Origin of the sequence: Pantoea endophytica, from assembly GCF_002858935.1 — a bacterium.
In the GTDB taxonomy this organism is placed as follows: domain Bacteria; phylum Pseudomonadota; class Gammaproteobacteria; order Enterobacterales; family Enterobacteriaceae; genus Pantoea; species Pantoea leporis.
This window is the reverse complement of the sequence record NZ_PJRT01000010.1, coordinates 167,421-188,400: the sequence shown is the minus strand read 5'-3', so window position 1 is coordinate 188,400 and position 20,980 is coordinate 167,421. Positions and strand designations below refer to the sequence as shown.

The following is a 20,980-nucleotide window of genomic DNA, read 5'->3' as shown; positions in this document are numbered from 1 at the left end:
GGTGTAATCGTATTTATTCAGCGGGATGTGCTGTTTGTAGATGTGCGCAATAAATTGCGCCGCTACGGTATTTACAGCGTTTTATTTCCACACCTTTCACACGTCACTTTTGTAGCGGCGCAATTTATTGCGCAATCCTTCGCAGGCATAAAAAAACCCGACCGAAGTCGGGTTCATCGCGAAAGCGCAATCTTACGCTTTTTCTGGCACCACGCTGAGCAGCGCGGTCAGCAGTTTCCAGTACAGACCCACGCTTTCGATGTGAACCTGCTCATCCGGCGAATGCGGGCCGGTGATGGTTGGGCCAATCGACACCATATCCATATTTGGATACGGCTTCTTGAACAGACCACACTCCAGACCGGCGTGAATCACCTGAATGTTCGGCGTTTTACCAAACAGCGCTTCATAAGTTTTGCGCGTTAGCGCCATCACCGGTGAATCGGCATCAGGCTGCCAGCCCGGATAGCCGCCTTTAGGTGCGCTTTTCGCCCCGGCCAGATCGGCCAGCGAGGTCAGCACTTCAACCACCCAATCTTTACCGGTATCGATCAGTGAACGAATCAGGCAGATGATTTCGGCATTGTCCTGATCCATCGTAACCACGCCGACGTTCAGCGAGGTTTCCACCACGCCTTTCGCCACGTCAGAGTTACGAATCACGCCGTTTGGCGTAGCGTTTAGCAAATTAAGGAAACGATCGCGGCTGTCAGCGTTCAGCGCCTGGCCTTGATGCGCCAGCGACTCGGTGACCACGGCGATGTTCTTCTCTTTAATGCCCAACTCGTTCAGCAGCGTCGCCTGGAAATGTGCCGCAGCAGATTTCAGTGCATCAACCTTGTGGCTGTCGATCGCCAACGTAGCAAAAGCTTCACGCGGGATAGCGTTACGCAGCGTACCGCCGGTGAATTCAATCAGACGGACATCGAGTTCACGCGCGTGCAGCGCCAGAAAGCGTGCCAGCAGTTTGTTGGCGTTGCCGAGACCATGATGAATGTCGGCTCCGGAGTGGCCGCCTTTCAGGCCTTTCAGCGTGAGCTTCAGGGTTTCATAGCCCGCAGGAATCGCTTCACGCGTCAGCGGCAGGGTGGTGATGAAGTCGATACCACCAGCGCAACCCATGTAGATCTCACCTTCCTCTTCCGAGTCGGTGTTGATCAGAATGTCGGCCTGCAGCCAGTTCGGCTGTAAACCAAAGGCGCCGTCCATACCGGACTCTTCGGTCATGGTCAGCAGCACTTCCAGCGGACCGTGGATCAGGCTGTTGTCAGCCAGCACCGCCAGCGCAGACGCCATACCAATGCCGTTATCCGCGCCCAGCGTGGTGCCGCGCGCTTTCACCCATTCGCCATCAACATACGGCTGAATCGGATCTTTGGTGAAGTCGTGCACCGTGTCATTGTTCTTCTGCGGCACCATATCGAGGTGCGCCTGCAGCGCCACCGGCGTGCGTTTTTCCATACCGGCGGTAGCGGGTTTACGAATCAGGATGTTGCCAACCTGATCGCGCTCAACCCACAAACCTTGCTCTTTTGCCCAGCCGACAACGTGTTCGGCCAGTGCTTCTTCGTGGTAAGAAGGGTGCGGAATGGAACAGATTTTGGCAAAAATATCCCACAGCGGTTGGGGTGAAAGTTGCGACAATTCAGACACCATGCATCTCCTGTGTCAGCGTGGCGGACATACCGCACGCACGCGGGTTTCCAGTAAAAATCGTCGTCAGAAGATCTGACGTGATGGGCCTGAGAATATCACTGTTTCTCGCCGGGTGCGTAATCAGCCGCGCTAAAAACCTGCAACCAGTAAGACAGATGCTGGTTTTTAAGGCGTCAGATCCTTATAATCTCGCGCAACCTTTTCCCCCTTGCATATTTTTTAAGCCAAGTTTCTTGGCCGGGATTCCTTTATATGAGCGAAAAATACGTCGTAACCTGGGACATGTTGCAAATCCATGCCCGTAAACTGGCCCAGCGCCTGCTTCCTGTGGAACAGTGGAAAGGTATCATCGCGGTGAGCCGTGGTGGTCTGGTTCCGGCATCGCTGCTGGCGCGTGAACTCGGTATTCGCTACGTCGATACCGTGTGCATCTCCAGCTACGATCACGATCATCAGCGCGAAATGAAAGTGCTGAAGCGTGCCGAAGGCGACGGTGAAGGCTTCATCGTGATTGATGACCTGGTGGATACCGGCGGCACCGCGCAGGCGATCCGCGACATGTATCCTAAAGCGCGTTTCTGCACCATCTTCGCTAAGCCAGCTGGTCGTGCGCTGGTGGACGACTATATTGTCGATATCCCGCAGAACACCTGGATCGAGCAGCCCTGGGACATGGGCGTGGTCTACATCCCGCCAATCGTCAAAAGCTAATTGATGCATCGCAAACAACGCCCGGTTATGCCGGGCGTTGTGCTTTCTGCGCCTCGCGCGCGTATGGCGGGTGCAGTACACTCTTAGCCATCGCCACGTTGTTGGCAGGAGAATAGCTGAGATGTCTGATAAAAACCTGAGCGAAGAACTGTTCAAACCGCGTTTTAAACACCCGGAAACCTCCTCATTAGTGCATCGCCAGCATCATGCCGCCGTGCAGGTGCATAACGCCCTCGAAGGGGATACGCAGCGCGGCTGGTATCGCATGCTGAACAAGCTGCTGTGGACGTGGCGCGGTCTGTCGCCGCAGGAGATCAGCGAAGTGCTGGCGCGTATCGCGGTGAGCGAGTTCGAACGCACCAATGAAGCCTTGCTCGATACCGTGATTGGTTATCGCGGTGGCAACTGGAATTATGAGTGGTCGAAGCAGGCGGCGATCTGGCAGCAGCGCGCGTTAGAGAGCGAAAACCATGACGATGCAGGTCAGCATTGGCTGCACGCCGCCAATCTGTTCAGCCTCGCGGCTTACCCTTACATCAAAGGCGACGAGCTGGCCGATCAGGCGCAGGTGCTGGCCAATCGCGCCTACGAAGAGGCCACGCAGCGTCTGCCGGGCGAACTAAAATCCCTGACTTTCCCGATGAGCGGCGGCAGTCCGGTGACGGGGTTCCTGCATATGCCGGCGCAGGCTGAAGCGCCGTATCCCACCGTGCTGCTGTGCGGCGGCCTTGATTCGCTGCAGAGCGATCACTATCGCCTGTTCCACGACTATCTCGCGCCGCGCGGCATCGCCATGCTGACGCTGGATATGCCATCGGTAGGCTTCAGCAGCAAATGGCTGCTTAATCAGGACACCAGCCAGGTGCATCAGCAGGTGCTGCGTGAACTGAGCAATGTGCCATGGATCGATCACACCCGCGTGGCGCTGCTGGGCTACCGCTTCGGAGCCAACGTGGCGACACGTCTGGCCTATCTGGAAGTGCCGCGAGTACGCGCTGTAGCGACGCTGGGAGCCATGGTGCACAGCGTGTTTGTGGATGCGCAACAGCAGCAACAGCTGCCGGATATGTACATGGATATGCTGGCGAGCCGTCTCGGTATGTCCTCAACTTCCGACAGCAATCTGCGCACGGAACTCAACCGCTACTCGCTGAAAGTGCAAGGCTTACTCGGCCGCCGCACGCCAACGCCGATGCTGGCGGCTTACTGGCCGGATGATATTTTCGGTCCGGAAGCAGACGCGCAGTTGATCGCCAACTCCTCGTCGCAGGGCAAGACGCTGGCGATTTCCGTCAAGCCGGTTTTTGCCAGTTTTGACAAAGCGCTCAATCAAATTTGTGACTGGCTGGAAAAACAGTTGAAAGGCTAACTGGCGAAATCTCTGAACTCTGCTACTACTTATATCCGGGATTTTCCATTTTTATGTTAATGGAAAGCTGGAAGTGCAATTTAAAGGGTTAAGGGAAAAGAGATGACATTACCGAGTGGTCACCCCCGTAGTCGCCTGCTTAAGCGCTTCACCGAATTGGGGCCGTATATCCGTGAAGGCAAATGTGAAGAGACACGCTTCTTCTTCGATTGCCTGGCAGCGTGTGTCAACGTCAAGCCTGCACCTGAGCTGCGTGAGTTTTGGGGCTGGTGGATGACGCTGGAAGCCTATGAAGATCACTTCACATACGAATATCATTTTGGCCTGTTTGATAAAGCGGGTGATTGGGGCGCTGCGACCATCAAAGGCAAAGAGAACAATGCCAAAGTGGAAAGCACGCTGCGTAATTTCCATGAGCGTCTGAAAGCGATGCTGCTGGAACAGAAACTCGATCTGCGCCCGGCGGAAGGCTTTAAAGAAGAGCCAGTGAAACTGAGCGCCTGATAGACTTTTAAGGGTTTAAAAAGGAAAGAGCCGGTGATGAGCCGGCTCTTTTTTTATAGACACAACGAGGGTACAGCTCAATCAGAATTGGTAAGTTAAGCCAACGGCCACAACGTCATCGTTGTTCAGGTTCAGCTTGTTGTTGTCATCCAACTGGTTGATTTTGTAATCCACAAAGGTCGACATGTTTTTGTTGAAGTAGTAAGTCATGCCCACGTCGATGTATTTAACCAGATCCTCGTCACCGATCCCTTCGATGTCTTTGCCTTTGGTCTGGATATAGCCGAGGGACGGACGCAGGCCGAAGTCGAACTGATACTGCGCTACCACTTCAAAGTTCTGCGCTTTGTTAGCAAAACCGCGGGTGCCGATTGGCGTCATGTTGCGGGTTTCGGTGTAGATAGAAGCCAGGTAGATGCTGTTCGCATCATACTTGATACCGGCGCCCCATGATTCCGCTTTATCACCGCTACCCAGCGCCTGCAGCTGCTGCTGGTTAGTACGGTCTGAAGAGGTGATGGCCGACATCAGGCTGATACCGGTGTCAGCAATGGTGTAACCCAGTGACGCACCGTAACCGTCGCCGTTCTGACGAGAAGTATCGGTGATGCTGCCACGGGCGTTAGCGCTGGTGGCGTCGTTTTTGCCCTGATATTGCAGCGCGAAGCGCAGGCCATCAACCAGGCCAAAGAAGTTGCTGTTGCGGTAAGTGGCTACGCCAGTTGCACGCGCAGTCATGAAGTTATCGGTACGCGCGGTACCGTCACCGCCGAACTCTGGGAATACGTCAGTCCAGGCCTCGACGTCATACAACACGCCATAGTTACGACCGTAGTCGAATGAACCGTATTGGCCGAATTTCAGACCAGCAAAGCCCAGACGGGTTTTGTTGCCTGCGTTGGCATCAGAACCTTCAGAATTATTCGCGTTGTACTGATATTCCCACTGACCGTAACCGGTCATAAGGTCATTAATCTGCGTCTGGCCTTTGAAACCGATACGCACGTAAGATTTGTCACCGTCGCTTGACGCGTTATCGCTGAAGTAGTGTTCAGCTTTAACACGGCCGTAGAAGTCCAGTTTATTACCGTCTTTGTTATACACTTCTGCGGCGTTTGCGGTGGAAGCCAGCGCCAGCGCTGATACAACTAATGCCAGTGTGCTCTTCTTCATTTTGCTATCAATCCCAATGAGTAAAATTTGTTGTACCCGTGAAAGGTTTTGTAAAACACCGACTTTTTACCGGTTGGTGATGAACGTTTTATGACAGTTTTTCGGCTTTCTTGTTAATCGCGAACTTTTGGTCTACCGCATTGTCAGGGGATTTTTGTGCTTTTCCCCTTGCTGTTGTTGGCTTCCTTGCTCACTCCTGATAAAACGTCCCTTCGCAGATTTTTTTCTTACATGGCAGGAAAAACATGAGTGGCAGTCAGACCCTTGTGGTCAAGTTGGGTACTAGCGTCCTCACCGGCGGTTCACGTCGGTTGAATCGGGCGCACATGGTGGAGTTGGTTCGTCAGTGTGCGCAGTTGCACGCCGCGGGCCATCGCATTGTTATCGTTACCTCTGGCGCCATTGCCGCCGGACGCGAACACCTTGGTTACCCCGAACTGCCGCCTACCATCGCCTCAAAGCAGCTGTTGGCTGCGGTGGGGCAGAGCCGTTTGATCCAGCTGTGGGAACAACTGTTTTCGATTTATGGCATTCACATCGGGCAGATGCTGCTGACGCGCGCTGATATGGAAGACCGTGAACGTTTCCTTTATGCGCGTGACATGCTGCGCGCGCTGCTCGACAACCACATCGTGCCGGTGATTAACGAGAACGATGCGGTGGCCACCGCTGAAATTAAAGTGGGCGACAACGACAATCTGTCGGCGCTGGCGGCGATGCTGGGCGGCGCGGATAAACTGCTGCTGCTGACCGATCAGCAAGGTTTGTTCACCGCCGATCCGCGTACCAATCCGGAAGCGGAGTTGATCAGCGACGTGCACCAGATCGATGATGCGTTACGCACCCTCGCGGGCGGCAGCGTGTCGGGCCTGGGAACCGGCGGCATGGCGACCAAGCTGCAGGCGGCGGACGTCGCTTGTCGCGCGGGGATCGATGTGATCATCGCCGCCGGCAGTCGTCCGGATGTGATTAGCGATGTGCTGTATGGCAAACCGGTCGGTACGCGTTTCCACGCGCAGCAGTCGCCACTGGAAAACCGCAAGCGCTGGATCTTTGGCGCACCGCCGGCGGGCGAAATCACCATCGATGATGGTGCGCTGGCCGCGATGCTGGAGCGCGGCAGTTCGCTATTGCCAAAAGGCATCCGTGACGTGCAGGGCAACTTCTCGCGCGGTGAAGTGATCCGCATTCGCAACCTGCAAGGGCGCGATATCGCCCACGGCGTCACGCGCTATAACAGCGATGCCATGCGCATGATTGCCGGTCATCACAGCCAGGAAATCGGCGAGATCCTCGGTTACGAATATGGCCCGGTAGCGGTGCACCGCGACGATATGATCGTCAGTTAAGGAGCAGATAATGTTAGAAGAGATGGGTAAAGCGGCGCGCGCTGCGTCGTACAAACTGGCAGAACTCTCCACCGAACAAAAAAATCAGGTGCTGCTCACCATCGCCGATCGTCTGGAAGCGGAAAGCGCGGACATCCTGGCGGCGAACGAGCAGGATTTGGCGGATGCACGCCAAAATGGCATGAGCGAAGCGCTGCTCGATCGCCTGACACTCAACCCGCAGCGTCTGAAAGGCATTGCCGATGATGTGCGTCAGGTGTGTCGCCTGGCCGATCCGGTGGGGCAATTGATGGATGGCGGCCAGCTTGATAGCGGCCTGCGCATTGAACGTCGTCGCGTGCCGCTGGGTGTGGTTGGCGTGATTTATGAAGCGCGTCCTAATGTCACTGTTGATGTGGCATCGCTGTGCCTGAAAACCGGCAACGCGGCGATTCTGCGCGGCGGCAAAGAGACTTATCGCACCAACGCCGCCACCGTGCGCGTGATCCAAAATGCGCTGACCCAGCACGGTTTACCAGCAGGCGCGGTGCAGGCGATTGAAAACCCGGATCGTGAACTGGTGAATCAGCTGCTGAAGCTCGATCGCTACGTCGATATGCTGATCCCACGCGGCGGAGCAGGTTTGCACAAGCTGTGCCGTGAAAACTCCACCATTCCGGTGATTACCGGCGGCATCGGCGTGTGCCATCTCTATCTCGATGAAACCATGGAGACCGAGGCCGCGCTGGAGGTGATCGTCAATGCCAAGAAGCAGCGGCCAAGCGCCTGCAACTCGCTGGAAACGCTGCTGATCCATCGCGATCAGGCGGACACATTCATTCCGGCATTCCTGCAACGTATGGCGCAAGAGAAGATTGCGCTGCACGCCGACGAAAATGTGCTGGCGCTGCTGCAAAACGGTGCTGCCGAGGTGGTGGCGGTGCAAGCGGAAAATTATGATGACGAATGGTTGTCCAACGATCTGAACGTCAAGCTGGTGTCGGATATTGATGAAGCCATCGCGCATATCCGTGAGCACGGCACGCAGCACTCTGATGGCATTCTGACGCGCAGCATTGGCAATGCCAATCGCTTCGTCAATCAGGTTGACTCATCGGCGGTATACGTTAATGCCAGCACACGCTTCACTGACGGCGGCCAGTTTGGCCTTGGCGCCGAAGTGGCGGTCAGTACGCAGAAGCTGCATGCGCGTGGTCCAATGGGACTTGAAGCGCTGACCACCTACAAATGGATAGGGTGGGGCGACGATACGCTACGTCGCTAATGTTCGCTCCTGCATGACAATGGGCACCGAAAACGGTGCCCATTTTTTTCGTTTTCGATCCAGTTATTCCAAGAGCTTTTTGATTTATTTCTGTCATCTATGGCGGGCTCGCGGCTTTTCACCCATTTTTTCCTTTAGATGCTGGTCTTATTGCTACAGAACAATCCTGAAAACCCCTGTCAGAACAAGCGATATGGCACTGAACACTGGTTTCGCCCTAACCGAAGGGGATAATGATTGTCCAGCTTCATTGATAAAAGCGGTTGGGTAGTAAACTGCCGGTAATATAAAATGAACTGGTAGCAAAAATGAAAATAACATTCAGTCTTTTACTGAAGGCAGATTATTAACTGATGGTTAAAAAAGAAAGTACGAGACAAGCATTCACTGCCAGGCTGATTGCCGCATGCGAAAGCGCGGGAATTGTCGGACATGGACGGAATAAACAGGTTGCGCTGGCTCTGCAAGAGAGGGGATGCAAGATCTCAACGCCGGGGGTATGGAAATGGTTTAACGGGCAATCGATCCCCGATGATAATAATTTACTGGCGCTCAGCCAGTTACTCGACGTGCGCGTGGAGTGGCTGCAATTTGGCATGGAAAAACCGGCCGCCTTGCTGACGCAGCGCAGTCTGGTGAACCCAAAACATCTGTTTCGCGTGGAGAGTCTGGATATTGGCCAGCACGGTGTGCGCAGCGGCTCTTCGCGCGATGAACTGGTGGAAACCATTCAAGCCATTGAATATGGGCTGGAAGAGGCGCGGGTGCTGTTTAACGGCCGCCCGGCAGAAAATATTCGCCTTATCGCGCTGAACAGCGATTCGATGGCCGGCACTTTTGCGCCGCGCGATCAGCTGTTTGTCGATATCAGCGTGCATCGCTTCGATGGCGATGGTATTTACCTGTTCACGCTTGACGATCAGCTCTATCTCAAACGCCTGCAACTTCAGCACAAAAAGGTCGCAGTGATCTCCGATAACAAGCGCTATGAAACCTGGTACCTCACGCTGGAAGAAGCCAGGACGCTGCAAGTGGTGGCACGGGTGATCATGAGCCAGGCGCGGGATTATCAAATCCTGGGCTGATCACAAAACGCCAGATTGCGGCAAAAAAATATTTTGGCTGAAATCATTAATTTAACTGACGGTAAATAAAAAATTAACCATTGGTGTTTGCCAATGCATTAGAACCTGTTAATAATTTGAGCATGGATGGACAACATACCTGCTCACGGATGAGCCCGCTCTTAAACAATTGAGGCGCTGCACAAGCGCGATACATACCATCCAAAGTTAGTGAACTTTGGGATGGGGTGGATACGCACTTTGCAGCGTTGTCAGTTGCCCTCTGATTTTCACTCTCCTCTACTTCACCCTGGCCGCGAAAGCAGCCGGGCGAGTTGACGTCGGGTATTTTCCAGAGGAATAACGAACGCGTCGGCCTCAGCCGAATTGCCGTGCCTGCCACCCCATCGCCAAAGACTCATTAACAGGAGGAGTTATGGCGATTATCCAGTACGGAAAGTCAGTATTTTCAGGCAATGCACGCACGCGCCGCCATCGGCGACGTCAGTCCCTCAGCCTTAAGCGCAGCATCGATAGCGCACTCGGCATCGAATACGAAAACGTCACCTTGCGCACCGCTGAACGCATCTGCCAGCGCCAGACGCTGTCGCGCGTTGACAGCGCCGTGCTAGCGCCCGTTCGTGTTCAGCAGACACAACCCAGCTTTGATAACTGCTGTCTGCCCCACGTCTATTTGTATGCCGTGCGTTAACCCTGCATCACTTTCCCCAGTTTTAAACGGAACGTTCCATTGTTGCTCACTGTTTAACCATTCTTGAGCGTTTCGCTTATATGAAAACGCGCTCAATGTCGTAAACGATCAGCAGGATTTATGTTTTTTGCCGTTTTGCGCAGCCATTTTCAGGCTGTTGCGCCCCGTCAAAGAGGAATTTCTATGAGCCAGATTATTGCCATCCTGAATTTCGAAGAGGGTTATCGCGAAGCGCCTTACCTCGACTCGCTGGGTTTCCCCACGGTCGCTGGCGGCATTCGCATCGGCCCCAAAGGGGCATCGCTTAGCAACTATATCTTCCAGGTGCCGCGTCCCGTCGGCGATGTGTGGAAGCAGTGCATTGTCGAGGGCAAGGTGCAGCAGATGCATCAGCGTGCGCTGGTGCAGCAGGCGCTGGCCAAATGCAATGAGGCGCGCAGCGATGTGCTGATCAGCATGGGATATCAGCTGGGGGTGGATGGGCTGGCGATGTTTCGCGGCATGCTCACCGCCATCACGCAGGGCGATTTCAACAGCGCGGCCAACGCCATGCTCGACAGCCTGTGGGCAAGACAAACGTCGGGTCGCGCACGGCGCCATGCCGAAGTGATGCGCAGCGGCACCTACGACATCTATCGGGGGCTGCTATGAATCTGAAACTGCTGATTTTTGTCACCGCGGTGCTGGCAGTGATTGTGGTGGTGTTGGTGATGCAGCGCTTCACCACGCTGGAGTTCGTGAAACATGCGCGGCTGTTATTCAAAACCTGGTCGGTATGGCTGGCGTCGCTCGGTTCGATGCTCAGCGCGTGGGTGCAATCATTTCCCACCGCTGCGCTTGATGCCTGGAACAGCATGCCGCCCGACGTGAAAGCGATTCTGCCGCACAACTATCTGGGGCTGATTGGCGCCTTTATGGTGGCGATGGGCGTGATTGCCCAATTCATCCGCCAGAAAGGCCTCAACCAGCAGAAAAATGCGATGGAGGAAAAAGTATGACATTGCTCATGACATTATTCGGCGCCAGCTGGCACTGGGTTGCCGCGCTGGCGGGCGTCATCGCTGCGCTGGTTGCCAGCTACTTCGGTGGCAAGAAAATCGGCAAGGTGCAGCAAGCATCCCAGGCCGCCGTCGAGCGCGCCGATAAAGCCGCGGCGCAAGCGGTAGCGGTTAACCAACAGCAGCAACTGCTGCGCGAGGAGGCCAAACGTGTGGAAGCCAGCAACCTTAATCTTGATGACGCTGCTGCTCGTGACAAGTTGCAGCAATCGAAGTACCACCAGCCCTGAATCTCCCGTCGTCATCGACTCAGCCTGCACCCTGTTTTCCCCGATTTACACCCACGGCAATGACGCCGAGCGCATGGACGTTCGCACCGTGCGCGCCATCAACAACCACAACGATCTTTGGAATCAGCACTGCGGCCAGCCGGCTCAGTAACGCTGCTCTCATGCATTTGCATTACCTACCCGAAAAGCCGAGGAGGCTATGATGATCGAAGTTAACTCTTATGCAGAACTGCGCACCACTGTACCGGCCAAAAACGGTGATTTGGCATTCTTACGTCGTTACAACGCGGACTCCACCTTCCACGGTGGCGGTGATTTTACCGGTTTTATCGGCACCACCACGGCGGTAGAAGATGGCGGTACGCTGGTGATCGGTAACGGTTTTTACTGGAAACGCGTGATTAACGATCCCACCGAAATCAACGTTTATCACTTCGGTGCCAAAGGCGACGGTTACGCCAACGATACCGAGGCGTTTAACCGTATGCTGGCGTGGACGCAAAGCTACTCAGGCAACATCACCGCATTACCGGTGCGTTTTCCAGGCGGTCGATTCCTGATTAGCCCCATCGACATCAGCGGTACCGAGCGCGCCTTCTTCGGTTTGCAGGGGGATGATGTTGAGCTGGGTTCGCTGCCGCGCACCACCATCATTTCCGACAAAAGCGCCAACACGGTGTTCAAGGTGAAGGCGCGTCGTACCTCAATCCGCGGTATTGCGTGGAACGGCCAGGCATCCGCCGATATCACCACCAACAAAAGCACCATCACTGCCGACATGTGCAGCAACGTGCAGCCGTTCTTCGAAAACACCTGTATCGAAGGCACCACCGTCAATATCTACTGTTTCCGCGCGCAGAATAACGGCGGTACGGTGATTAAAGTGCTGGATACCCTCGACAGTAAATTCGACCAGATTTACACCCTGTATACCTACGGACGCGTGTTTGATGTCGGCTGGTCAAACTCGCCAAAAGGCGCGTGGGATCACTCCACGGCGATTGAGCTGTGTAACTGTAACTTCCAGACCGGTTATGGCGACGCCACGCTTTACATGCCGCGCGTGACGCAGGGGATTATTCGCAACGTGTGGATTGAGCACACGCGTAATCCGGGCGATCTCTCCGACGGCGGCTGGACGGTGGATACGCTGAACATTGAGGATTGCGGTACGCCGTTGAATCTCAACAATGCGCGCGTGGTGATCCGTCAGCTCAATCTGCAATCCGGCGCAAAACTCAGCCTGGATGCGGCGGCTGGACGTTGGTTATCCACCTTTGAGTATGGCTACCGTCGCGACGAGAACTACGGCACCTTTATGACCGGATCGCTGCGCGCGGGCTACTTCAGCGGCTACAAAATTACTAATAACACCGATACCGATAACTGGTATCGCGTTGGGCAGCTGTTCTTCCCGAACGCTAACCAGCAGTGGGTAATGGAGTTTATTGGTAAAGCGGATGCCACTCAGCCAACGGGCACTGCCGGCTCACCGGTCAACGTGGCGGCGACCGGGAAAACCTGGGTCAATCTGCAGCGTCTGGAAACGGTGTGGGCTGATGCCTATCACATGGGACAACCTGCGGTGCTGGATATCCGCTACAGCCGCGTCGGCACTACCTATGCGGCGGTGTGGGTAAAACTGCGCGCCAACAGCGGTGACACCATGATGAACCTGAAATGCACCGGCCCTACGCGTTTCGATACCGGTTCCTGCTCGCTGTTCCAGCAGGACTTCTCGGTCGTGACCGATACCACCAAACTGGGCGGTTTCAAACCGGCGGCGCGTTTCGGGCTGCATAACGGTTTGGCCGGTATTGGCGCGAACGAGAAAGGGGTGCTGACCGTCGCGACGGCGGCCGGTACGCCGACCAACAAAACCGCGCCTACGGGCTTTGTGCTGGTCAACATTAACGGTGTCGATCGTAAACTTCCTTATTACGATTGAGGTCCAGCACCTGTTTGGCGAGGCCTTTGGCCTCGCCTTTTTTTGTTTGTGGGGAAAGAGCTCTGGCCATAAAAAAAGCACCGCTGTTTCCAGCGATGCTCTGATTAAAAGAGGCCGATTGCGCTATCAAAAACTGACTTTGACGCCCAGCGTGGCGCTGGAATCGCTGAAGCCTTTACCGCCAACCTGTTGCGCGATGCCGCCCCAGATGCCGACGTGCTGGCTCGGATTCACTTCCAGACCCAGTTTCACTTCGCCGATGTTGCGCGCACCCGCCTGCTCAATCTTCACGCCATCCAGTTTGCTGCCGAAGCGCTGCGTGTTATGCAGCCAGTTCACTTCAGCGTAAGGCTGCGCGGTGGCGGTGTGCATGGTTGCCCGAACGCCGGTGCGGGTTTGCACGTTATTTTTGCCGGTGGCGCTGACGCGGGTGCCGTTCTGCTCGGTATAATCGCCGGTTTTTACGCCCATCCACACCGCCTGCGCTTTCGGCTGCAGGCGATACTGCTGCTGCTCGCCGAAGGCGAAGCTGTAGCCGCCTTCCAGTGACGCTGTCATCCCCTTCGACTTGTAGCTTTCCTGACCGAGACCTTCACCTTTTACGCTGTTATTGAAGGTGTTGTAGGCCAGCCAGCTGTCGACAAAGGCGCCGCTGCGCGTCTGGCTGTCCTGCTGCCAGCCGGCATAGATACCGCCGCTGTAGCCGTTAACCTGGCCTTTGGCGCTGTAGCCGGTGGTTTTCGACAGCGTATTGCTTTTGGCGTTGCCGTAACCCGCCATCACGCCGAGGCTGAAACGGTCGCTGCCATTCAAACTCCATTGTGCGATGTCGCCACCCAGCTGCGCCATGTAGCTGTTGGTGATGCTTTTCAGCTGCGCGGTGCTGTCACTGAAGCGCCCGTGCGCGCCTTCGTTGCGCAGCCACAGCGTGGTTTTTTCCACTTTGCCGGTCAGCGCATCACGGTATTCTGTCACGCCCGGACGATCGGCTGCGCTCAGGGTAAACAGGTTGCTGGCCGCCGCAAGGTTAGCAATATAGCTGCCGACTTCCGGACGAGCACGCGGGGTACGTTTCGGTTGCGGCACCTCCGGTGCAATGACGGTACCCGTATCGCCGCCCTCGTCTTTGATGGGATCGACAGGCGTTGGATCAACGGGAATCGGATCGCTAACCAGGCGCCACTTACCGTTTTTATCCTGCACCAACGCATAATCCCACGCGCCGCCGACAATGCGGCCATCCTGCAGGAACTCACCGTTTTGCGTGCCCTCAACGCGAATCAACTCAATGCCCTCCAGCGTGGCAGCACCTTTACCGCCCGCATTGTGCACCTGAACTTTGGTGGTGCCGCTGGCGTTGCCGGCGATATGCAATTTATCGCTAGCCGCATCGTCACCCGCCAGCGCAAGGTTCATCACCAGCTTGGCGTTGTCAGCGTGGTAGTCGCCCTTAACGGTTAAGGTGTGGAAATCGCCTGCACCGTGATCGAAGATGATGGTGCTGTCTTTGGCCGTCAGGTTGTCCACGGTGGAAGTGCCGGTCATGTTCCACTGGCTGCTACCCGCTAAGCTGAGATCCTGCAAATCATGCGCGGCGCCCTGCCAGCGCGAACCGGAATCCAGGCTGACGCTGCTGGCCTGCGTTTTGCTGCGATCAATATTGGCATCGCCCTGAAGCTGAGAATAATTGCTGGCGTTAACCGCAATGCCGCGCACGTCTCCTCCTGCATCACCGCCATTCGGTGCAAACCCGCTTTCGAGCAGCGTTGTACCGGACAACAGGCTGTTGTCAAGATTCACCGTCGTTAAGGCTTGGTTATAAGCGACGATTGCAGGCCCATTATCTACCGTCAAGATTGTGTTATTGAGGTTGACTTCACCTTTAGTATATTCAGTCACAATTCCAGCGGCGTTATTTCCTTTGATATGTAAAAATGAATTATTAATGTTAGCCGTAGGGTCAGCGGAGCTTAAATAAGAGTTAGAGATGTTTATAGCAGTAACTAGTTTTTCTGGGTTATTAGTGTTATCCATTTCTGCAAAAACATTGTCAGCCGTTAATACGGAGCCACTTTCAACATAAAATGCAGTGCCACCGCTGTTACTGTTTATTTTTGATTTTTTTAAATTTGTTTTTCCACTATAATCTAAGTGTATTCCGTATCCACCACCCAGGATGTCAATATCTACATTTTCTGCTTCAACTTGCCCTGAATCATCGGCATAAAGACCAGCAGAAGCTCTATCAACGGCAATCAATTTACTGTTACGAACGGTTGCAAATCCTTTATTACGGGCAGTTATTGAGCCGCCATTATAAGCCCCGGAAGAAATTGTACTGTTATTGACATTTATCCGGGAGCCCTCATTTGTCGCCCAGGCTCCATTTCCTCTTGCATCAATCTGTATATTTTCAGCATTCAGGACGCCACCGTTTTTCGCAAACATGCCGGTGCTGTTTTTTCCTGTTGTAGTGATGCTCCCACCAAAAATATTCAGTTCCGAACCGGTATTGACCCACGCACCATAGGCACTGTCGCCCGTCGTAATATAGTGGCTATCGATGCTGGTCGTCTTTCCGCCGTTTTCAGCCAGTAATCCGTACGCCCCTTTATCCGTAACGGTGACATGACTGTTAGCCACATTTGCCACGGCTGAGCTGTAGCTATTGATGCCCTGACTGGTAGACACGACGGTCACGCCATCAACATTTACTACGCCACCGCTTTTGGCGAAAATACCGACGCTTTCTTTTCCGGTATTGGTAATGCTGCCACCGATAATGGTGAGTTCAGATCCCTTGTTTGCCCATGCGCCGTAAACGCTGCTGCCTGACGTGATGTAATGACTGTTGGTGCTGGTAACGTTACCGCCATTTTCAGCCAGCAGCGCGTAGGCTCCATTACCGTTCACGTTTACATTGCTGTCGGCAATGACAAGCTCGGTACCTGCACCCAAACCGTAAACGCCATAGGCGTTGGCCTGTACGCTCAGGTTCTTGGCCAAAATGTTGGATCTATCGGCGTAAACGCCCACGCCGGAAGTATTCAGGGTAATATCGCTAGCCATTAACTTGCCGCCATTGCCAGCCGCTAAACCATATCCTTGTGGACCTGTAGTGGTAATTGTACCACCCGTGACATCAATACTTGATCCGGCACCATTAACATAAACTCCATACGCTTTTTTACCGCTGGTCGTGAAGTTCACATTATTGCTGTGCGCGGTGGCGCCTTTTTCAATAAATAAGGCGTGCGCATTGTCTTCATTGGTGGCTACGTCCTTATCCTGAATATCAATAATATTGCCTGCGCCAGAAGCATATTCACCGTAAGCGGGGGCGGCCAGCGCTGGCTGGATAATCCCGACGCTGGAAATCGCCATGAAGGCCGTCGCCACGCAGCCTGCGGTGAGGCGACGTGCTGTGCTGGAGCGGGATGATTTCACTTTACCGCGTGCCAGCTCGGAGGTGACAACATAATTACCCTGGCTGTGGTTCCAGATAACCCGATAATTTTTATTCATTTTGACTCTCTGCCTGTAAAAATACATCACGCCGCAATAACACGATGATTCGCACGCGGGATGGTTAAGGGGTGGGGATATAACTTGATGGCAGAGAGAATATGAAAGATGCGGCAAAAAACCGGCTAAGACATGTCTTGAATAAAATAAGTACAGAAAGAATTTAATTATTGAGCGGCGTATTTAATAGCAGGAGGTGATGTGTCGCTGTTTATTCTGTTTTAAAAAATTTATTTTTAATGAGGATTATCAGTGAAGAAAGGAGGCGGCTGGCCGCCTCCTTAAACATCAGGATTTCGGGAAAATCCACACATGGTTTTCCGGCAATGCCAGATGGCAGTGCTGCGGATCGCGCACCTCGCTGCCATAAGCGCGAATGACAAAATCATCGCCCTGGGTGCGGAACAAATATTCCCAACGATCGCCCAGATACATGCTGGTGAGCAGCGGCAGTTCCAGCTGATTTTCGCCCGGCCCCTCGACCAGTTTCACCCGCTCGACGCGGATCACCGCCGTGGCTTCCTGGCCGTTTTGCACGCCTGCGCCCGCCAATCCCCACAACGCCCAGCCTTTGCCCTCGATGCGCGCTTTGCCGTCGCGCAGCTCGGTGATTTTGCCGTGCAGCCGATTGTTGCTGCCCATAAACTCGGCGGTGAACAGGGTTTTCGGTGAGCCGTACATCTCCTGCGGTGTGCCTTGCTGTTCGATTTTGCCGTTATTGAGCAGCAAAATACGGTCGGAAATCGCCATCGCCTCATTCTGGTCGTGTGTCACCATCAGCGCCGACAAGCCCAGTTTGATGATCAGCTCACGCAGGAACACGCGCGCCTCTTCGCGCAGCTTGGCATCCAGATTCGACAACGGCTCATCCAGCAGGATCACCGGCGGGTTGTAGACCAGCGCACGACCAATTGCCACGCGCTGCTGCTGACCGCCAGAAAGCTGGTGCGGATGGCGTTTACCAAGGTGGCCTAACCCCAACTGCACCAACACATCCTGCACGCGTTGGGTGATCTCCGCCGTCGCCACTTTGCGCAGTTTTAACGGATACGCCACGTTCTCGAACACGGTTTTGTGCGGCCACAAGGCGTAGGACTGGAACACCAACCCCAGATTACGTTCTTCCGCTGGGATCTCACTGCGCGGCGTGCCGGCGTAAACCGTGTTGTTGCCAATCACAATCGTGCCTTGCGTTGGCTTCTCCAGCCCGGCGACCGCGCGCAGCAGCGTGGTTTTGCCGCTGCCGGACGGACCAAGCAGAGAAACCACTTCGCCGCGCTGCAAATTCATCGACACGCCTTTCAGCACCGGATTGTCGCCGTATGTTAAGTGCAGGTTCTCGACCGATAATTCAATCATGTAATTTGACTCCAAATCGCAAGGCAATACCCAAACCGACCACGACCAGCAGGATGTTAATAAACGAGAGTGCGGCGACGATATCTATCGCGCCCGCCGCCCACAGGGAAACCAGCATGGAGCCGATGGTTTCCGTGCCGGGCGAAAGCAGGTACACGCCGGTGGAATATTCGCGCTCGAAAATCAGGAACATCAGCAGCCATGAGCCAATCAGGCCGTAACGGGATAACGGAATAGTGACGTGACGCGTGATCTGTCCGCGCGTGGCGCCGGTGCTGCGCGCCGCCTCTTCCAGTTCCGGCCCGACCTGCAGCAGCGTGGACGAGATCAGACGCAGGCCATACGCCATCCACACCACGGTATACGCCAGCCAGACGCTGAAGATGGTGCTGCGCAGTGACCGCAGCCAGACGATCAGGTTATCGCGCAGCCACTGCGACCAGACGAAATCAGACAGCCAGCCCGATTTGAGCGAGTTATCCAGCCACATCGGCAGGAACAGGAACACCCAGAGAAACGCCAGGCCGGCTAGCAAGCCCGGCACCGCACGCGGTACCAGCACGCTGTAGTCGAGAAAGCGCGTGGTGTTATCGGGTTTGCGGTGCATGGCGATGCCGATAAACAGGTAACACACCACCGCCAGCGCGCCGCCAATTACCCCAATCGCCATCGAGTTGACGATGGCGCGCAGCAGGTTAGGCTGCGCCCAGATGGTCTGGAAAGTTTTGATCGACAGCTCATCCCAGATTGAGACGCCAACGCCCCAGTTTGAGATAAACGCACGCAGCACCACGCCCAGCAGCGGCACGCCAATGGTCACCGTCAGCCAGAAGGCGACAACCGCGCCCGCCACCCAACGCCATTTGCCCAGCGGCAGCGCACGCGCCTGCGAGGCTTTGCCTTTTACGGTGACAAAGCGATTGGCGGTGCGCATCAGGCGGCGTTGCAGCATCACCAGCGGGATGGTGATACAGATCAGCACCACCGCCACGGCAGCCATCAGATGATAAGAAGGCGTGCCGAGTTTGTTAGTCAGCTGATAGAGATAGGTGGCCAACACCATGTTGCCTTCGGGATCGCCCAGCACCAGCATCAGGCCGAACACCTCCAGCCCGAGGAAGAACAGCAGCACGGTGGCATACAGCATTGAAGGACGCACCATCGGCAAGCTCACCGCCGTCATCACCTGCAGCGGTGTCGCGCCCGCAATACGCGCCGCTTCTTCCACATCCGATCCCACGCTGCGCAGCGCAGAAGAGATATACAGATAGGCGTGCGGGACGTGCGTTAGCCCGGCGATCACTACGATGCTCGACATGTCGTAGATATTCCACGGCACAAAACCGAACAGCGATTGTGCCCACAGCGAGAAGAATCCCACCGGGCCCGCCGCCACCACGTAACCAAAGCCGAGTACCATCGGCGAGACAAAAATTGGCACGAGGATCAGCGGCTCAATGATGCGTCGGCCGGGCAGATCGGTGCGCACCATCAGAAACGCCAGAATACCGCCCAGCGGAATGGCGATGATCACCAGCCCGAAGGCGAGAATAAATCCGCTGCGCAGCGCTTTATAGAAGTCGGGATCGGTGAAAATAAATTCAAACGACTCGAGGCTCCACGCTTTCGACGGCGAAAAGAACGGGGCGGACAAGAAACTTTGTATGACGATAAACGACAGCGGAACGTAGATAACCAGCGCGGTTATCAGCACCACAACGCCGCGCGGCAGGCTTTGCCACTTTCTCTGCAATGCACGCATATTGAGACCCTGAATGGCGAATCAGATAACAGAAAGAGAAGCGCGACGCAGCGGCCGCGCTTCGGTACTGCCGTTATTTACCGGCGGCTGTGCGCCACTGTTTGATGTAATCCAGACGTTTTTTCGGTTGCAGATATTCCAGCAGGCTTTCATCAACCGGGATCGGTTTCAGCGCGTTACCTAACATTTTGGTCAGGCCATCAATGTCATTTTTGCCTTCAATATCGTTGCGCAGGGAAGGGATGTCGGCCTGATTGGCCAAAATGCTTTGCCCTTTTTCAGACAGCACGTAATCGAGCCACAGCTTAGCCGCATGGCTGTGTTGCGCTTGCTGGCTGATGAACGAGACGCGTGACAGCACCAGCGTGTAATCCTTCGGATAAGCGATGCCCAGCGACGGATCGGTTTTGGCGCGCGCTTCGGCGTAAGAACCCAAAATGTTAAAGCCAATCAGGTTTTCGCCGGATGAAACCCTTTCCATCATGGTGCCGGTGGAAGACTGCACGGCTAAACCGCCTTTCGCCACGTCGGCCAGGGTTTTGAAGTAGTTGGGGTCGGCTTTGGCATCCTGTACTGAGAGCATGAAGCCGAGGCCCGATTTCTCAATATCGTAGGTGGTGACTTTGCTCTTGAATTTGTCGGTCTGGCTGGCGATCAGCTTGGCTAACGCAGCGTGCGAATCGGGCACGTCACCGGCCGGGATCATGCGCTTGTTGTAGATAAAGACCACCGGTTCGTAGGTGGTGCCGTACGCCTTGTTATTCCACACCGCCCACGTCGGCAGCTGCGCCAGTTCAGGAGATTTGTACTCCTGCGCGTAGTCGGTCGCCAGCTTCAGGCCGGTATCCATTGAGGAGCTCCACACCACATCGCCGCTGGTGCCACCCGAGGCTTGTTCACTGATAAAACGGTTGTACAGCTCGGTGCTGTTCATATCGTTATATTCAACTTTGATGCCGGGATAAGTGGCCTCAAAGCCTTTGACCAGCGGTCCGGCGGCTTTGATGTCGGTGGTGGAGTAGACCACCACTTTGCCCTCTTTGGTGGCGGCATCAATCACGCTTTGGTAGTCCGAAGGGTAACCTTGCGGCGGAGCCGCTACGGCTGACATGGAAACAAACACAGTGGCGGCAATCAGAGACAGAGGGAAAATGTTCGACATTATAGTTAACCTTTTAGTTACATTTGAGGAACTAAAGGTCAACATAGCCGATCGCCTTTTCCACACAAGAGGTGACGGATTGTTATCTTCACGAAGTGTGATTGTTGGCGTCGTTTAGGCAATTAACACCATAA

Annotated in this window: 18 protein-coding genes; 11 read left to right on the top strand and 7 right to left on the bottom strand. The window is 54.9% G+C overall.

Features of this window, described 5'->3' with window-relative positions; genetic code table 11:
- Positions 1-192: 192 nt before the first annotated feature.
- Complete coding sequence (pepD, locus tag PZBJ_RS10980) at positions 193-1,653, bottom strand: beta-Ala-His dipeptidase (protein WP_167391190.1); 1,461 nt, start codon at positions 1,651-1,653, stop codon at positions 193-195.
- 255 nt (positions 1,654-1,908) lie between these two features.
- Between pepD and gpt the strand changes: the two genes are divergently transcribed.
- The 3 genes from gpt to crl all read left to right on the top strand — a co-directional run bounded on the left by gpt (position 1,909) and on the right by crl (position 4,240).
- Positions 1,909-2,367 carry a xanthine phosphoribosyltransferase gene (gene gpt / locus PZBJ_RS10975; protein WP_007887137.1) on the top strand — a complete coding sequence of 153 codons (459 nt, stop codon included), beginning with the start codon at positions 1,909-1,911 and terminating at the stop codon, positions 2,365-2,367.
- Between the two features lie 121 nt (positions 2,368-2,488).
- Positions 2,489-3,736: an esterase FrsA gene (frsA, locus tag PZBJ_RS10970; protein WP_101762517.1), complete on the top strand. Its 1,248-nt coding sequence runs from the start codon at positions 2,489-2,491 to the stop codon at positions 3,734-3,736.
- A 102-nt stretch (positions 3,737-3,838) separates the two neighbouring features.
- Positions 3,839-4,240, top strand: coding sequence for a sigma factor-binding protein Crl (crl, locus tag PZBJ_RS10965; protein ID WP_008108946.1), 402 nt, complete (start codon positions 3,839-3,841; stop codon positions 4,238-4,240).
- Positions 4,241-4,321: 81 nt separating this feature from the next.
- Here the strand turns inward: crl and ompC are convergent, their stop codons facing one another.
- Positions 4,322-5,413, bottom strand: a complete 1,092-nt coding sequence (gene ompC / locus PZBJ_RS10960; RefSeq protein WP_101762516.1) for a porin OmpC — start codon at positions 5,411-5,413, stop codon at positions 4,322-4,324.
- Between the two features lie 245 nt (positions 5,414-5,658).
- Between ompC and proB the strand changes: the two genes are divergently transcribed.
- The 7 genes from proB (at position 5,659) to PZBJ_RS10925 (ending at position 11,090) form a co-directional block, all read left to right on the top strand.
- The gene (proB, locus tag PZBJ_RS10955) at positions 5,659-6,762 is read left to right on the top strand and encodes a glutamate 5-kinase (RefSeq protein ID WP_101762515.1); all 1,104 of its coding nucleotides are present in this window, start codon (positions 5,659-5,661) and stop codon (positions 6,760-6,762) included.
- 10 nt (positions 6,763-6,772) lie between these two features.
- On the top strand, positions 6,773-8,026 hold the full coding sequence (gene proA, locus PZBJ_RS10950; RefSeq protein WP_101762514.1) for a glutamate-5-semialdehyde dehydrogenase: 1,254 nt from the start codon (positions 6,773-6,775) through the stop codon (positions 8,024-8,026).
- Positions 8,027-8,379: 353 nt separating this feature from the next.
- Positions 8,380-9,111, top strand: coding sequence for a S24 family peptidase (locus tag PZBJ_RS10945; protein WP_101762513.1), 732 nt, complete (start codon positions 8,380-8,382; stop codon positions 9,109-9,111).
- A 415-nt stretch (positions 9,112-9,526) separates the two neighbouring features.
- Positions 9,527-9,802 carry a transcriptional antitermination N peptide gene (locus PZBJ_RS10940; protein ID WP_101762512.1) on the top strand — a complete coding sequence of 92 codons (276 nt, stop codon included), beginning with the start codon at positions 9,527-9,529 and terminating at the stop codon, positions 9,800-9,802.
- Positions 9,803-9,985: 183 nt separating this feature from the next.
- Positions 9,986-10,453, top strand: coding sequence for a lysozyme family protein (locus PZBJ_RS10935; RefSeq protein ID WP_101762511.1), 468 nt, complete (start codon positions 9,986-9,988; stop codon positions 10,451-10,453).
- Entirely contained in the window at positions 10,450-10,800 is a 351-nt protein-coding gene (locus PZBJ_RS10930) for a DUF7940 domain-containing protein (protein WP_101762510.1), read from the top strand. The genes PZBJ_RS10935 and PZBJ_RS10930 overlap by 4 nt, the downstream gene beginning before the upstream one ends.
- Positions 10,797-11,090 carry a hypothetical protein gene (locus tag PZBJ_RS10925; RefSeq protein WP_101762509.1) on the top strand — a complete coding sequence of 98 codons (294 nt, stop codon included), beginning with the start codon at positions 10,797-10,799 and terminating at the stop codon, positions 11,088-11,090. The genes PZBJ_RS10930 and PZBJ_RS10925 overlap by 4 nt, the downstream gene beginning before the upstream one ends.
- A 19-nt stretch (positions 11,091-11,109) precedes the next feature.
- Here PZBJ_RS10925 and PZBJ_RS24120 read toward each other — a convergent pair whose 3' ends face one another.
- Positions 11,110-11,253 carry a hypothetical protein gene (locus PZBJ_RS24120; RefSeq protein WP_158238604.1) on the bottom strand — a complete coding sequence of 48 codons (144 nt, stop codon included), beginning with the start codon at positions 11,251-11,253 and terminating at the stop codon, positions 11,110-11,112.
- Between the two features lie 39 nt (positions 11,254-11,292).
- Here PZBJ_RS24120 and PZBJ_RS10915 point away from each other — a divergent pair, with 39 nt between their 5' ends.
- Positions 11,293-13,038 carry a putative phage tail protein gene (locus PZBJ_RS10915; protein ID WP_101762507.1) on the top strand — a complete coding sequence of 582 codons (1,746 nt, stop codon included), beginning with the start codon at positions 11,293-11,295 and terminating at the stop codon, positions 13,036-13,038.
- Between the two features lie 126 nt (positions 13,039-13,164).
- Here PZBJ_RS10915 and PZBJ_RS10910 read toward each other — a convergent pair whose 3' ends face one another.
- The 4 genes from PZBJ_RS10910 to PZBJ_RS10895 all read right to left on the bottom strand — a co-directional run bounded on the left by PZBJ_RS10910 (position 13,165) and on the right by PZBJ_RS10895 (position 20,846).
- Positions 13,165-16,563: an autotransporter outer membrane beta-barrel domain-containing protein gene (locus PZBJ_RS10910; protein ID WP_158238603.1), complete on the bottom strand. Its 3,399-nt coding sequence runs from the start codon at positions 16,561-16,563 to the stop codon at positions 13,165-13,167.
- Positions 16,564-16,851: 288 nt separating this feature from the next.
- Entirely contained in the window at positions 16,852-17,922 is a 1,071-nt protein-coding gene (locus tag PZBJ_RS10905; RefSeq protein ID WP_101762506.1) for an ABC transporter ATP-binding protein, read from the bottom strand.
- Positions 17,915-19,684, bottom strand: coding sequence for an ABC transporter permease (locus PZBJ_RS10900; RefSeq protein WP_101762505.1), 1,770 nt, complete (start codon positions 19,682-19,684; stop codon positions 17,915-17,917). Before PZBJ_RS10900 ends, PZBJ_RS10905 begins: the two co-directional genes overlap by 8 nt.
- 73 nt (positions 19,685-19,757) lie before the next feature.
- Positions 19,758-20,846 (bottom strand): ABC transporter substrate-binding protein, encoded by a 1,089-nt coding sequence (locus PZBJ_RS10895; protein WP_101762504.1) that lies wholly within the window; start codon positions 20,844-20,846, stop codon positions 19,758-19,760.
- Positions 20,847-20,980: the final 134 nt, after the last annotated feature.